This window comes from Cryptosporangium sp. NPDC051539, assembly GCF_044454545.1.
In the GTDB taxonomy this organism is placed as follows: Bacteria; Actinomycetota; Actinomycetes; order Mycobacteriales; family Cryptosporangiaceae; genus Cryptosporangium.
In genome coordinates this window covers 1073396-1086935 of sequence record NZ_JBITDV010000001.1, presented here as the reverse complement: position 1 = coordinate 1086935, position 13540 = coordinate 1073396, and the positions used below count along the sequence as shown (strand labels likewise).

Genomic DNA, 13540 nt, shown 5'->3' with positions numbered 1-13540 from the left:
GTGAGGGGATCCGGCCGTGAACAATCGAGTAGTCGGGTTCGAGGCGCCGGCAGAGCCACTCCGCATCCACGAATTGGCTCTGCCGGACCTCGCCGAGGACGAAGCGCATGTCCGGGTGGTGGCGGCGGGTGTCTGCGGTTCGGACGTTCATCGGCTCGCGGGCGATCTCGGAAAGCCCGAACAGCCGCTCACGCTGGGTCATGAAGGCATCGGCACGATCGAAAGCCTCGGACGCGCCTTCCGATCGGACAGCGTCGGTACCCCGCTCCGTCCCGGAGACCGGGTGTACTGGTCGACGATGAGCGCCTGCTTCCGCTGCGAGGCGTGCGTGGTGCGCAACGAACCGATTCTGTGCTCCAGCTACGACTGGCCGGTTCCGGTCGGCCGCGCGAGTCCCGCGGCCTTCCAGACCGTGGCCACACTGACGACCCGGACGGTCTGCGCCCGTGTTCCCGAGGGCGTCTCGTCGGACGCCGTGATCGCCTTCGGATGCGCGATGCCCACGGCGCTCGGTGCTCTGCGCCGTGCCGGTGGCGTCCGCATCGGGGAGACGGTGGTGATCCAGGGCAGTGGGCCGGTCGGGCTGGCCTGCACGGTGCTGGCCGCACTGAGCCCCGCGTCGCGCATCATCGTGATCGGTGCGCCGACCGCCCGGCTCGGGGTCGCCCGCGACCTCGGGGCCACCGACGTGGTGGAGTTGGCCGGCACGACCGCCGAACAGCGTCGGGAGGCCGTCCGGGATCTGACCGGCGGGCGCGGGGCCGATCTGCTGATCGAAGCTGCCGGCCAGCAGGCCGCGTTCGCGGAGGGTCTCACGCTGCTTGCCCCGGCGGCCCGATACGTGGTGGCCGGGCTCTACTCGGGAGAAGGATCGGTGCCGTTCGAGCCGGTTCGGCTCAACAACGCCAACCAGGTCGTCATCGGGAGCCTCGGTTACCGGCCCGAGGACCTGCACCACACGGTTGCGCTGGCCCCCCGGATCGGCGCGCTCCATGACGTCGACAGGCTCGTGTCGCGGCGTTTCGGTCTCGACGAGACGGAGCAGGCCATCGCGGCCGCGGCCACTGGGGTTCCCGTCAAGTGCGTGGTGGAGCCCGGGCGGGCGGACTGAGCGAGGCGGGAGCGTCCGAGTCCGTGGGCATCGGCACGGAGGCCGCCGGCCTCGTCCGGAGAGCCGAGTGAGCTGCCCTCGGCTGCCCGCGACGGGGCCGTTCGCCGGACGCGCCGACGGTCAGCACACCGCCGGCCAGGACGCTGCGCGCCTCGGCGCGCACCGAGGCGCGCGTGGAGTTCAGCCGGCGGCCCCGTTCGGCGCACCCGACACGGCGGCGAGCGATCGGAACACACTGCCGTGGAAGACCAGAGGGGAGCGCGCGGGCTCGGCGCGTAACCCGTGGATCCGCAACAGGGCGATGAGGTGGTCGCCGGCCGGGAGCTCGGCCTCCAGTGAGCATTCCAGCCAGGCGGTGGCTCCGCTGACGTACACGGCGCCGTCGGGGGACGGGGTCCACGCGATGCCGGCGAACCGGTCCTGGCCCTTGCTCGAGAGGGCAAGGCACTCGGCGTCCTGCCCTTCGGCCAGGACGCTGACTCCGAGCCGGGAGCGCGGCTGAATTTTCGGCCACGTCGTGGAGCTGTGCTGGATGCAGACCGAGACCAGCGGTGGATTCATCGAAACCGACGTGAACGAGCTCGCGGCCATTCCGACCGGAATGCCGTCGACAAGTGCACAAACAGCGGTGACGCCGGACGGAAAGCATCCATAGGCCTGGCGTAGCTGTTCCGCGGCGTCCGCGGCGGAGGCGATTTTGATCATGAATTCCCATCCCCAGGGATCGTGGGACACCCGGAATGCTCCTGACGCGTCAGTCCTCGGCCGAGCCGGCGTCGTCGACGACGGTGTTGACCGTGCGGATGTCGATGGCGTCGAGGATCTTGAACGACTTGACGACGCGGCCGCCCTTGACCCACGCGACCGCTCCGAGGGCGGCGCAGGCAGGCAGCAGGACGACCGCAGCCGTGCTCTTCTTCACGAGGCACTCTCCGAGTTGACGGCGGGGCGTTGCGCGCTCCGGCCCAGTCGCCGCTCGACCCTCAGCACGGGTCCGCGAAGGAGTTTGGTCAGGGTCCCGTAGAGAAGGACGCCGTCGGGCCACTGGGTGGCGATGCGGCCGGAACCGCTGCGGTAGTAATTGTTCTCGTAGTGGAAGGCGGTTCCGGCCAGCATTCGCTGCGTCACGACGTCGAAGAGGTCGGCGGCCCAGGGACGCACCTCGACGGTGGCGGCCCGGCTGCGCTCGACCCGGCGGATGGCGGCCAGGATGTACGAGGCCTGCAGCTCGATGTTCGTGACGATCGTTCCGCCGTTGGTGTTGGGCCCGTACATGATGAAGAAGTTCGGGAACTCCGGAACCATGACGCCGAGGAGGGCTCGCTCGTCGCCTTTCCAGTATTCACGCATCGTCCGGCCGGTCCGGCCGGTCACCTCGAACGTGGACAGGAAGTCGGCTTTGAAGCCGGTGGCCAGGACGACGACGTCCAGCGCGTGCTCGGTACCAGTGGCATCGATCACCCCCTGCGCAGTGACCTCGCGCACCCCGTGCGGAACGAGTTGGACGTGTTCATCCAGCAGAGCAGGGTAGAAGTCGTCGCTGATCACCGGCCGCTTGCCGCCGTACGGGTAGCGGGGGGTGACCAGTTCGATCAGATCCGGCCGGTCCCGCAGCGACTGTTCGATGTACTGACGCGCGACCTTTTCGGCGCCGCTGTTCTCCCGGGTACCCGGCCGCCAGATGGCGCCACCGAACTGCCCCCGGTCTCGCTTGTAGATCATCTTGGCGCGGAACAGGCGCTGGGCGAGCCGGGAGTCGAGCGCCCAGCGCTCTTCGTCGGTGTAGGCCCGCGCCTTCTTCGGCACGACCCAGTTCGGTTCGCGGGCGAACATCGTGACCTGCTTGGCCACCTCGGCCAGTGCGGGCACGACCTGGGTGGCGGTCGACCCGGAGCCCACCACTCCGACGCGGACGCCGTTCAGGTCGACCTCGGGGTCCCAGCGCTGGGAGTGGAAGATCGGCCCCGGGAAGAGTTCCATGCCCGGGAGATCGGGCAGCTTCGGGTCGCTGAGGAGGCCGACGGCGCTCACGACGTACTTCGCCCGCATGATCTCGCCGGACGCCGAGTGCAGCGAGTACATCCCTTCTTCCTCGTGCCAGCCGACGTGATCGACGTCGACGCCGTACCGGACCGAGCCGGCCAGACCGAAGCGGTCGAGCACCTGGGCCAGGTAACTCTGCAGTTCGGCCTGACGAACGTGGGTGCGGGTCCAGTTCCACGGCATCCACGAGTACGAATAGAGCACGGAGGGCGTGTCGACCTCGGCTCCGAGGTAGGTGTTCGCCCACCAGGTGCCGCCCGGCCCCTCGGCCTTCTCGAGTAGCGTGATCCGCTGGAAGCCGGCCTGCCGCAGTTTCACCGCGATGCCGATACCGGCGAAGCCGGCGCCGATGATGGTTATGGACGGACTCTCGTCGTTCCGTCGAATGACGCTACGTAGCATGGTGATCGGTACTCCAGCGGTAGGGGCCGGTCGTCAGCCGAGGTCGATCAGGGAGTGCGCGGAGGTGACGCCCCCGTCGACGACCACGGTCTGGCCGGTGATGTAGGCGGCCGCGTCGGAGGCGAGGAACACCGCGGCGTTCGCGATGTCGCTGGGTCGGCCCCGCCGGCCGAGGGGGACCCTGGCGGCCAGGGCGTCGTCGCCCGCGCGGGCGGGTGTATCGATCGAGCCCGGCGCAACCGCGTTGAACCGGATGCCGTACCGGGCGTTCTCCACGGCCAGCGTCTTCACCAGATTGATCAGACCGGCCTTGGCGGCACCGTACGACCCGTGCCGGGTCGCGGCCGACAGCCCGCTCACCGAGCTGATCGCGACCACGCTGCCCCGGCACGCGGGGATCATGTACCGCAGCGCCTCCTGCGCGACGACCCACTGCTGCCGCAGGTTCAGGGCGATGCCCCGGTCCCACTCGTCATCGTCGGTCTCGGCACTGAGTGACCACAGTGAGGCGCCTACCACGTTCACCACGACGTCCACGCGGCCGAATTCGGCGACGGCGCTGTCCAGCGCAGTGCGGACGGCGCTCCGGTCCAGCACGTCGACGACCGCGAACGTGGCCTCCACGTCGAGAGCGCGAGCGAATTCAGCGGCGGCCTGCGCTGCGGCGGCGTCCTGATCGCAGCACATCACGCGGGCGCCGGCGGCGGCGAGCGCGGTCACGCACGCACCACCGATCGCCGGGCCGGTGCCGACGACGACGGCCACCTTCCCGTCCAGGCCGAGGTCCAGCCCGGCGCTCATGCCCGGGCCTCCGCGACCGGTGCCGAACCGGCACGGGCGAGCACTGCGTCCAGGACCGGCACGAGCGCGTCGGCGATCCGCCGATGCCCGTGGTCTCCCGGGTGGATGCCGTCGACGAGGTCATCCGGAGCCACGAGGGATCTACCTTTGATCAGGAACAGTGCGAGGTCGTCAGCCGCGAGCTCGGAAGCGGTGGCTTCCAGCGCCGAGCGCAGCTGCACGAGGCTCGCGCCCATCACGTTGGGCCGGTTTTCGGCGTCCGGCCGGATGATCGGGCTCAGTACGACGATCGGGGTGTCGGGCTGGGCGGAGCGGATCACCGAGACGAAGTCGCGCAGGATCGCGGCGAGGTGCGCCGCGCCGGTCGGGATCGCTGACCAGTTGTTCGTGCCGAAGGCGAGCGTGATCACGTCGGCGGGCGTGGCCGCGAGATGCTCGGCGACCGGGATTTCGCCGCGGGCGGCGCCCGCGAAGCCCAAATTGTGGACGTCGAGATGGTCCAGGCGCGCCGCGATCGCCGGGTAGGCGAGCGCGGGATCGGAGGCCGACCACCCCTGCGTGATCGAGTCGCCGTAGGCCAGCCACCGCGGCCGGGCGGGTGATGGCTCGAGTGTCCCGCCGTGCGGGACGACCGCGGTGACCTCGGGCAGGAAGGCGTCGGGAAGAAAGACGGTGTACTCCGCGCCGGGCACGGTCGCGACGGTGACCGGCCCGCTGTCGGCAGGCATGTCGATCGCGCCGACGAACTCGTCGCCGCGCCAGACCGAGACCGCAGCCGATGTGGTCGGCGGGGCGAGTTCGTGCCGATCGGACAGGGCGAGCGTGATGTCCACCGACTCGGCGCGGCTACGGAACTCCAGGCGCGCTCCGGCCGGGATGCGGGCCACGTCCCAGGTGTCGGCGGGCAGACGGCGGCCGCAGGAATCCGGTACTCGGCGAGCCGAGCCGACAGGTATCCCTCGTAAGAGATCTCGGGGAGCGATTGCCACCATGCACTGGCTCCGTTCGAGTATTCGAACTAGTATTCTAATTGTCGAACAACGCTAACCCGTGAGTCAGGTCACGTCAACGGTCTTGCTACGGTGAGCCGACGCTCGAGGGTCAAGGGGGACGTGTGGCCGGATCGCCGTCGAACCCGACCCGTCGTGTCATCGCGGTACTCGACTTCCTCGCGCAGCATCCACTTCGGACCTTCACACTCACCGAGCTCGCGCAGGGGGTGGGGATCAGCAAATCGACGCTCCACGCGCTGGTCGAAACGCTGGTGGAGGCGGGGTACCTGCTGCGTGAGAACGAGTCCAAACAGTTCCGCCTGGGGCCCGTGCTGGCCGGCATCGGCACGGCCGCGCTGGGACGTCGCGGTCATTTGATCGGCGTTTTGCGCCCGGCGATGGAAAAAGTCGCCGCCGAGCTGAATTCTCACTGTGTCGTCAGCGCCGACTTCGACAATTGGATCGTTCCGCTGGCCCACGCCGGCGATCCCACGCATGTCACGACGTTGTTCCGCGTGGGCGCCCGAGCGAACCCCTTCACACCGCCGATGGGTGTGTTGTTCCTTCCCGGCCGACCGATGGCCGACATCCAGGAGTGGCTCAGCCGCGCGCAGCCGCCCCTCCTACCGAACGAGATCGAGCTGAACCTCAGCGCCCTCGAACATCTGCGCTCCGCCGGCTTCCTGGCCACCGCGCGGCTGGACGTCAAGGCCCGGATGGAACGGGCCTTCGACGGGCTCGACAGCTCGTTCCGGACCGAGGACCCGGTGCTCGTGCAGGAAATGATCGCCGAGATGCGCCGCTCGCGGTATTTGATCCTGGATTACCGGCAGCCCGAGCCGCAGGACGTCGACTGGATCGGAATCCCGCTGCTGGACGACGCCGGACGCGTTGAACTCGCGTTCGTCGTGCTCAATCTCCCGCGCAAGCTCACCGGGCCGGACATCCTCGACGTGGCGCGTCGGATGCGCGAATCGATCGTGAATTTGTCCGGTGTGCGGACGCTGGACGCTCCTTCGTCGAGAACCTGAGCGCCACCGCTCGCGAGTGGGGGCCGGGAGCTGAGACGCGAGCAGTTCGAGGCCGCCGGTCGCACGCTGGTTCGACGCTGCCGCCTGCGCACACGGACGCGCACGCAGGCGGCAGCGTCCTCACCGGTTGATGAGGGGAAGCACGAGGCGGCTGGGCCGTGCCCCGCCGTGGTGGACGGTGTTCTCAGCGACCACCATGTCGTCCAGGGCTTCGGAGGAGATCACGCCGCCGGTGTTGGAGTTGCGGTCGTAGTGGGGGAAGTTGCTGCTGGAGACGTCGAGGCGGATCCGGTGGCCGGGCAGGAAGACGTTGGACGTCACCGCCATCGGAACGGTGACCTCGTAGACCTCGCCGGGGGTCATCAGCTCGGGGCGGGAGAGGTCGTGGCGGTAGCGCAGTCGCAGGATTCCGTCGCAGACGTTGATGGCACGGCCGTCGGGGAAGACGTCGACGAGCTTGGCGGTGATGTCGGTGTCCACGGCGGTGGAGGACACGAATACCTCCAGGTTGACGAAGCCGGTCACCTCGACCGGCTCGGTGAGGACCGGCGTGGCGTAACAAAGGACGTCGTCGCGGCCGTCGACGGCGCGTTGGTCCACCGGGCCGACCAGGCCGGGAACGGTGGGGAGAAGAGCCCCACCGGTGGTCGGCACCGGATCCCGGGGGTCGTAGCGGAAGACGTCACTGCTCTCGGCCGCGGAAGCGCCGATCTGAAGGACGCCGTCTCCGGCGCTGGTGTTGGCCGAGCCCGCGCTGTGCAGGTGGTAGTCCGTGTACCGGGTGCCGGGCAGTGGCCAGTCCTGCTCGTCGCGCCACTCGTCGACGCCCATCACGAACAGTCGGACGCGGGGCACGGGAGCTTCGGCGGGACGGCCACGGAGCCACTGGTCGTAGAAGGCGACGTGTTCGGCGTCGAGGTCCGCGCTCGCGTGGGGCCCGAAGTTCCGGTCGGGGTAGCGGCCGGTCCTGTTTTCATGGTCCCAGGGGCCAATGATCATCCGGGTATGGTCCCGAGCCTGCTCGGAGCCTGCCTGGGTGCGCATCTGGACGAAGTCGATGGCGGTCCCGGGGATCTTGAGGTCGTACCAGCCCGTGCTGAACAGCGCCGGGACGGTGACCGCTGTGATCGAGGTCGTCCAGTCCTGGGCCGCCCAATAGTCGTCGTGGTCAGGGTGCGCGAGCCAGTCGTCAAACCACTGCCCCTGGCCGACCAGCGGAATCCCGGCGACAGGGAGGGTGTCGTTGAGGGGCAGTGGATCCTGCAGGGCACCGCCGAACCGCATCATGCGGCTGGTGTCACTGGTCTCTCCCCGTTCGAGTGCTCGTTGCTCGGTGTTGAAGGACATGAGTGCGGTCCACATCGTGACCAGGCTCAGAGACAGCGCGCCGCCGGGGGAATACCACAGGCCGGTGTACCAATTCGCCGCGGCGACGGATGGCGCGATGGCCTTCAGGCCGGGATTGTCGGCGATCGCGAGCGCCCATTGGGTCATGCCCATGTAGGAGGCACCGTAGGTACCGACCGTGCCGTCGTACCAGTCCTGCTCGGCCAGCCAGGCCAGGGTGTCCTGGCCGTCGGAGATCTCGTTGAGCTTCGGCCGGAAGACGCCGTCGGAAGCGAACGTTCCCCGGACGTCCTGGTGGACCACCGCGTACCCGGCTTCGAGTAGCACCGTGACGGACGGCAGCAGAGACGCCGGCTCGTCACCGGTGAACGCGTCCTGATGCTTGCCGTAGGGCAGGCGCATCAGCAGCGTCGGAGCTTTGCCCTCCACGGGACGCCACACGTTGGCGCGCAGGGTCACCCCGTCTCGGGCGAGCATCGGGACGTCGCGTTCGAACACATGCTTCATCGATCTCTCCTCGTTGAGCGAATCGCGGGTTTCAGCGGATGGAGGAGCCGATGGAGATACCGCCGTCGACGTCGAGGACGACGCCGGTGATGTAGCCGGCTGCTTCGGAGGCGAGGAACGCGGCGGCTTCGGCAATGTCTTCGGGTCGGCCGGTGTGACGCATCGGGATCTTGGCGGTGAGTTTGTCGCGGGCCGGGCCGTTCATCGAGGCGAGCATGGGTGTTTTGATGAGGCCGGGGGCGATGGCGTTGGCGGTGATGCCGTGGCGGGCGCCCTCGAGGGCGAGGGTGCGGGTGAGTCCGACGAGGCCGGCTTTGGCGGCGACGTAATTGCCCTGTCCGAAGTTGCCGCGCCAGGACATCGAGGAGAAGCTGACGATCCGCCCGTAGCCGCGTGCCTTCATTCCCGGGTAGACGGCGCGGGCGCAGTAGAAGGAGCCGGTGAGGCTGACGTCGAGAACCGCGTGCCAGTCGTCGTCCGTGATGTCCTCGACACGGTTGTCGCGAATGATGCCGGCGTTGTTCACCAGCACGTCGATGCCACCGGTATCGGCGGTGACCGCGGCGACCCAGTCGGTGACCTCGGTGGAGGACGTCACGTCCACGACGTCGGCGCGCCCGCCTACTTCCTTTCCGGCTTCGGTGAGGGCAGCCTCCGAGCGGTCGGCCATGACCACTGTGGCGCCTTCGGCGGCGAATCGCCGGGCCATGGCCAGGCCGAGGCCCTGGGCGGCGCCGGTGACGGCGACGACCCGGCCGTGGTAACGCTCGGTCACGCCGTTCTCCTCGGGGTGGTCCGGTCGCCGAGGAATGCTTCCAGGGCCTCGCTGACCGGTTGGTCGGTCCAGTTGTCGGCGAACGCGTCGAGCTCGTCCTGCAAGGCGGTTGCCGGGTCGGCGCCGGTGATGCGGTGCAGGAGCCTTTTCAACGCGGACTGGGAAGGGCCGGAGCGGTCGGCCATCTGGCGGCAGACCTGCATCGCCGTCGCTTCCAGCACGGGTTCGGGCACGATCTGGTCGATCCAGCCGCTGGGGGCGAACGCGGTGGCCGGCAGCAGCTCTCCGGTCAGCAGCAGCCGCCGCGCGAGGCCGTGTCCGACGGCCGCCGGGAGGCGCACGCTGGAGCCGCCGGCAGGCAGCAGACCGTGACGCAGGTGGCCGTCGCCGATGAGGGTGGTGTCCGCAGCGACCACCAGGTCACAGGCGAGGGCCAGTTCCAGCCCGCCGGCGATGGCGTGTCCGTGCAGGACGGCGATCCAGGGGGTGGCGGCCGCGGTGATCCGGGTGAAGCAGCCGGAGACGTGCTGCAGGAATCGCACCGGGTGGATGCCGTCGCGATCGAGGGAGAGGAACTGGTCGAAGTCCCCGCCCGCGCAGAAGCTCGGGCCGGCGCCGGTGACGGCGACCACCGCAGTGTCAGGATCGGCGTCGGCCACGGTGACCTGTTCGTCCAGTGCGGCGATGAGGGCGCTGTCCAAGGCGTTCCGCCGGCCGGGGCGGTTGAGGGTCAGCCAGCGGATGTCGCCGCGCTGCTCGACGAGTACGGGCGGCTCGATCACGAGGAGGCCGCCGTGGACGGCCGGGCGCGATCGCGCAAGAGGTAGCGCTGGAGCTTGCCGCTCGGCGTCTTGGGCAGCCGGTCGTGGAAGTGCACGGCGCGCGGATAGGCGTGCGCTGCGTACCGGGTCTTGACCAGTTGCTGGAGTTCGGTGACGAGTTCGGGTGTGCCGGGGGTGTCATCGCGCAGTACTACGTGGGCCTCGATGACCTCACCGCGGACCTCGTCGGGCGCGGCGACGACGACGCACTCGACGACAGCGGGGTGCTGAGCCAGCACCGACTCGATTTCGAACGGCCCGATCCGGTAGCCGGCCATGATGATCACGTCGTCGTCGCGTGAGGAGAAGAAGAAATAGCCCTCGTCGTCGACCCGGCTGGAGTCGCCGGTGAGGTACCAGCGGCGGTCGGCGGTGAACTTGGACGCTGCCTGGCCGGTGGTCTGATACTCGGTGAACGTCATCATCGGGCTCGCCGCGACGTCGACCGCGACCCGTCCCAGCGCGCCGGCGGCAGCCGGGGCGTCGTCGTCCTCGGCGAGGACCGTGAGTTGCCAGCCCGGGATCGCGCGGCCCATGGATCCGGGCTTGATCAGTCGCGCGAGCGCGGGGTGGTGGCAGTTGGCCAGCACCATGCCGACCTCCGTCTGCCCGAAGTGGTCGTGCACCGGCAAGCCGAGGGCAGCCTCGGCCCATTCGTTGACCTCGGGCGTCAGCGGCTCGCCGGCGCTGGACAGCCGTTGCAGGGCCAGCCCGCCGGGTACGGGGACCGACGAAGACCGCAAGCCGCGGTAGACGGTGGGCGCGGCCGTGAAGTCGGTGACCTGGTGTTCGGCGAGCACCCGCCAGGTCCGCTCGACGCTGAACCCGCCGGACACCAGAAGAGTGGAGCGCCCGGCCGCCAGTGGGGCGGCGATGGCGGAATACAGCCCGTAGGCCCAGCCCGGGTCGGCCGCACACCAGTACACGCTCTCGGCGGTGACCCCCAGACCGAACTCCAGGTAACCCTGCCAACCGGCGAGATAGGCCACCGGATGCACGACGCCCTTGGGCTTGCCCGTCGTGCCGGAGGTGAACATGTGCACCAGCGCCCCGGAACCGCCGACCGCGACTCGGGGTAGCGGCTCGGACGACGCCCGGGCCTCCAGCCGCGTCAGTAGCAGATCGTCGTCGTGCGCCGGCGGCTCGTCGCCGGTGACCACGATTCGACGGTCCGGGTCGTCGGGGAGGTCGTCGCCGGGAACGAGCTTGGTTCGCTGCCGGGGGTCGACGACGATCACCCTGACGTCGGACCCCTCCAGGCGCAGGGCGATCGCCTGCGGTGCAAACGCGGTGAACAACGGCACGTACACCGCACCCAGGCGCCACACCGCCACCATGAGCACCACGAGATCAGGGCTCTTGTCCATCAGTGACGCCACCCGGTCACCGCGACCGACGCCCAGACCCTCCAGCGCCCGCGCGCATCGGATCGACCGTTCCCGCACCTGTCCGTAGGTCAGATCCGTCGATCGGCCGTTCGGATCGACCGTCGTGAGCGCGACCCCGTCCGCCGGGTGGTCGTCGCACAGCAGGGCGGCCACCTCGGCGTCCGGATCGCAGAACCGACTCCGGAGTTGCTCGATACGGGAATCCACGTTCGTCGGGCCGGCCGGGGGAGACGGAGGTGCGGACACAGAGGCTCCTCGATGAATCAAGAAGGGGTGCGAGCCGGTCACTGCTGGGTACGATAACGAGATCATTCGTACCCTTGTCAATACCCAATCGGTTCGGCGGCGCTTCGGGAATCCGGTGCAGGCAGTACCGTCGCTCTCGTGACGACGCCATGAGCCGGCAACCGCCGGCCCCTCTCGCTCCGTTCGCCGGCCCGGGATCCACCCCCGAGCCCACCCGGTCGGTGCGTCGCCGCCGGGTGGATCAGGAGCGCCGCGCGCAACTGCTCGTCGCGCTCGAGGAACTCCTCCTGGCCGAGGGCTTCTCGGCGCTGACCGTCGACGACATGGCGCGGCGTTTGCAATGCTCGAAGGCGACCCTCTACAGCGTGGCCGGGAGCAAGGAACAGCTGGTCATCGCGCTGACCAAACGATTCTTCCGGCAGGCGACCGAGCAGATCGAACAGGCCGTCGCGGCCGTCGAAGATCCCCGGCGCCGAATCAGCACGTATCTGGCGGGGGTCGGCACGGCGATGAGCCGCTGTTCGCCCACCTTCTACGCTGACATGGTCGGCTTCGCGCCCACCGCGACGATCTACGCCGACAACTCGAACGCCGCAGCCCGCCGCGTAGGAGAACTCGTCGACTCCGGGATCCGCGCCGGAACGCTGCGGTCCGTGGACGGCAACTTCGCCGGCCAGCTCATCGCCCTGGCGATCCACGGGGTGCAATCCGGGGTTCTGCTCGCCTCGACCGGGCTCACCGCCGGCCAGGCCTACACCGAGATGGCCGACCTCCTGCTGCACGGTCTCGCCGCCACGACGGACACACCCGGCGCCTGACGCGCCGGTCGATGCCGGTGGCGAACACACGACTCACGCCTTCCGGAGACCGCTCAACGACGACCGTTCCGTCCCGGCGAACAGTTACTGGTTAAATAAACTAGATCTATTCCCCAGCACCTCGTGCTCCGGGCGGCGCGTTGGCGTGGACGCCGGGGTTGCAACGGCCGGGTGGACGGCGTTGGTGGTCGCCTGCGCTGCCGGGAGAGGAGCGCAAGTATGAGTCCCGAGGTTGATTTCACCGGCCAAGTCGCCGTCGTCACCGGAGCAGGAGGCGGTCTCGGATCCGCGTTCAGCCGCGAATTGGCCGGCCGAGGAGCCGCGGTCGTGGTGAACGACCTCGGTGGAAGCACCAGCGGGGAAGGTAGCTCCACCGGCTACGCCGACCGGGTCGTGCGCGAGATTCGTGAGGCCGGTGGCACGGCGATCGCCAACTACGACACCGTGGCCACGGAAGCCGGTGGCCAAGCCGTCATCGATGCCGCCCTGGAGACGTTCGGCCGTATCGACGTAGTGGTCAGCAACGCCGGCAACCAGCGCAACGGGCGTTTCGGAGAGCTTGGAGCCCGTGACATCAACGCGGTGCACGACGTTCACGTCAAGGGCGCCTTCTTCGTCTGCCAGCCCGCCTACCGGCGCATGGCGGACCAAGGGTACGGACGTTTGGTACTGGTCAGCTCCCAGTCCGGGATCTTCGGGAACCCGTTTCGGGCCAATTACGGCTCGGCCAAGACCGCTCTGATCGGACTGATGAACGTCATCGCGCAAGAGGCGCCCGCCGGAGTCGCGGTCAACTGCTTGTTCCCGAACGCGATGGGCGGCCGCCTCGGTGACACGCCGCTCGCTGAGCGGCCGGACGCACTGTGGCTCGTCGCCGCCGGCGAGCGAGGCCGGCAGATCGCCGAAGGCATGACGCCTGACTTCGTCACTCCGCTCGCGGTCTATCTCGCCAGTCGGGCGTGCGCTAGCTCGCAGCACATGTACTCGGCGCTCGGCGGCAAGTATTCGCGCCTCTTCGTCGGCGCGACCGAGGGCTGGTACGTCCCTGGGACGCAGCCTCCTAGCGTTGAAGAACTTGTCGCACACCTCTCTGACATCGACGATGTGAGTCAATTCGAAATCCCGTTCAGCGGTCTCGACGAGATGGAGACGGCCATCGCTGCCAAGCAGCGCCTCGGCCACGGGGCCAGGACCCGGCAATCGGCCGGCGGTGGTCCGGCCTGTAGTGGACCAGCCGCACCAGCCTCCCGAACCTAGC

General features: G+C 69.0%; 13 protein-coding genes. 4 read left to right on the top strand and 9 right to left on the bottom strand.

The annotated features are described in order from the left end of the window. Positions 1 to 16 precede the first annotated feature (16 nt). Positions 17 to 1111, top strand: coding sequence for a zinc-binding dehydrogenase (locus tag ACIBZJ_RS05170; RefSeq protein ID WP_395925661.1), 1095 nt, complete (start codon positions 17 to 19; stop codon positions 1109 to 1111). A gap of 180 nt (positions 1112 to 1291) precedes the next feature. Here the strand turns inward: ACIBZJ_RS05170 and ACIBZJ_RS05165 are convergent, their stop codons facing one another. Genes ACIBZJ_RS05165 through ACIBZJ_RS05145 form a run of 5 tightly spaced genes read right to left on the bottom strand, consistent with a single transcriptional unit; the run spans position 1292 to position 5244 of the window. After that, a complete protein-coding gene (locus ACIBZJ_RS05165) occupies positions 1292 to 1816 on the bottom strand; it encodes a flavin reductase family protein (protein WP_395925658.1) in 525 nt (174 codons plus the stop codon). A gap of 49 nt (positions 1817 to 1865) precedes the next feature. Further along, the gene (locus ACIBZJ_RS05160) at positions 1866 to 2033 is read right to left on the bottom strand and encodes a hypothetical protein (RefSeq protein WP_395925656.1); all 168 of its coding nucleotides are present in this window, start codon (positions 2031 to 2033) and stop codon (positions 1866 to 1868) included. Beyond that, positions 2030 to 3556 carry a flavin-containing monooxygenase gene (locus ACIBZJ_RS05155; protein WP_395925654.1) on the bottom strand — a complete coding sequence of 509 codons (1527 nt, stop codon included), beginning with the start codon at positions 3554 to 3556 and terminating at the stop codon, positions 2030 to 2032. The genes ACIBZJ_RS05160 and ACIBZJ_RS05155 overlap by 4 nt, the downstream gene beginning before the upstream one ends. A 33-nt stretch (positions 3557 to 3589) precedes the next feature. Beyond that, positions 3590 to 4357: an SDR family NAD(P)-dependent oxidoreductase gene (locus ACIBZJ_RS05150; RefSeq protein ID WP_395925652.1), complete on the bottom strand. Its 768-nt coding sequence runs from the start codon at positions 4355 to 4357 to the stop codon at positions 3590 to 3592. Beyond that, on the bottom strand, positions 4354 to 5244 hold the full coding sequence (locus tag ACIBZJ_RS05145; RefSeq protein WP_395925650.1) for an SGNH/GDSL hydrolase family protein: 891 nt from the start codon (positions 5242 to 5244) through the stop codon (positions 4354 to 4356). Before ACIBZJ_RS05145 ends, ACIBZJ_RS05150 begins: the two co-directional genes overlap by 4 nt. Before the next feature lie 227 nt (positions 5245 to 5471). Between ACIBZJ_RS05145 and ACIBZJ_RS05140 the strand changes: the two genes are divergently transcribed. Then, entirely contained in the window at positions 5472 to 6380 is a 909-nt protein-coding gene (locus tag ACIBZJ_RS05140; protein WP_395925648.1) for a helix-turn-helix domain-containing protein, read from the top strand. A gap of 120 nt (positions 6381 to 6500) precedes the next feature. Here ACIBZJ_RS05140 and ACIBZJ_RS05135 read toward each other — a convergent pair whose 3' ends face one another. The 4 genes from ACIBZJ_RS05135 to ACIBZJ_RS05120 all read right to left on the bottom strand — a co-directional run bounded on the left by ACIBZJ_RS05135 (position 6501) and on the right by ACIBZJ_RS05120 (position 11530). Further along, a complete protein-coding gene (locus ACIBZJ_RS05135; protein ID WP_395925646.1) occupies positions 6501 to 8234 on the bottom strand; it encodes a CocE/NonD family hydrolase in 1734 nt (577 codons plus the stop codon). A gap of 31 nt (positions 8235 to 8265) precedes the next feature. Then, on the bottom strand, positions 8266 to 8943 hold the full coding sequence (locus ACIBZJ_RS05130; RefSeq protein WP_395926031.1) for an SDR family NAD(P)-dependent oxidoreductase: 678 nt from the start codon (positions 8941 to 8943) through the stop codon (positions 8266 to 8268). A gap of 62 nt (positions 8944 to 9005) precedes the next feature. Continuing rightward, entirely contained in the window at positions 9006 to 9791 is a 786-nt protein-coding gene (locus ACIBZJ_RS05125; RefSeq protein ID WP_395925644.1) for an enoyl-CoA hydratase/isomerase family protein, read from the bottom strand. After that, positions 9788 to 11530: an AMP-binding protein gene (locus ACIBZJ_RS05120; RefSeq protein WP_395925641.1), complete on the bottom strand. Its 1743-nt coding sequence runs from the start codon at positions 11528 to 11530 to the stop codon at positions 9788 to 9790. Before ACIBZJ_RS05120 ends, ACIBZJ_RS05125 begins: the two co-directional genes overlap by 4 nt. A gap of 83 nt (positions 11531 to 11613) precedes the next feature. On the opposite strand from ACIBZJ_RS05120, the gene ACIBZJ_RS05115 reads away from it, so the two are divergent. Together ACIBZJ_RS05115 and ACIBZJ_RS05110 are read left to right on the top strand one after the other, a co-directional pair. After that, positions 11614 to 12282 (top strand): TetR/AcrR family transcriptional regulator, encoded by a 669-nt coding sequence (locus ACIBZJ_RS05115; RefSeq protein ID WP_395925639.1) that lies wholly within the window; start codon positions 11614 to 11616, stop codon positions 12280 to 12282. A gap of 219 nt (positions 12283 to 12501) precedes the next feature. Next, on the top strand, positions 12502 to 13539 hold the full coding sequence (locus tag ACIBZJ_RS05110; RefSeq protein WP_395925637.1) for an SDR family NAD(P)-dependent oxidoreductase: 1038 nt from the start codon (positions 12502 to 12504) through the stop codon (positions 13537 to 13539). Position 13540: the final 1 nt, after the last annotated feature.

Bases quoted from the DNA above. Each gene is read 5' to 3' on its own strand.
- ACIBZJ_RS05165 (WP_395925658.1), bottom strand. From the start codon at position 1,816: ATGATCAAAATCGCCTCCGCCGCGGACGCCGCGGAACAGCTACGCCAG.
- ACIBZJ_RS05155 (WP_395925654.1), bottom strand. From the start codon at position 3,556: ATGCTACGTAGCGTCATTCGACGGAACGACGAGAGTCCGTCCATAACC.
- ACIBZJ_RS05150 (WP_395925652.1), bottom strand. From the start codon at position 4,357: ATGAGCGCCGGGCTGGACCTCGGCCTGGACGGGAAGGTGGCCGTCGTC.
- ACIBZJ_RS05135 (WP_395925646.1), bottom strand. From the start codon at position 8,234: ATGAAGCATGTGTTCGAACGCGACGTCCCGATGCTCGCCCGAGACGGG.
- ACIBZJ_RS05130 (WP_395926031.1), bottom strand. From the start codon at position 8,943: ATGGCCCGGCGATTCGCCGCCGAAGGCGCCACAGTGGTCATGGCCGAC.
- ACIBZJ_RS05120 (WP_395925641.1), bottom strand. From the start codon at position 11,530: ATGATCTCGTTATCGTACCCAGCAGTGACCGGCTCGCACCCCTTCTTG.
- ACIBZJ_RS05115 (WP_395925639.1), top strand. From the start codon at position 11,614: ATGAGCCGGCAACCGCCGGCCCCTCTCGCTCCGTTCGCCGGCCCGGGA.
- ACIBZJ_RS05110 (WP_395925637.1), top strand. From the start codon at position 12,502: ATGAGTCCCGAGGTTGATTTCACCGGCCAAGTCGCCGTCGTCACCGGA.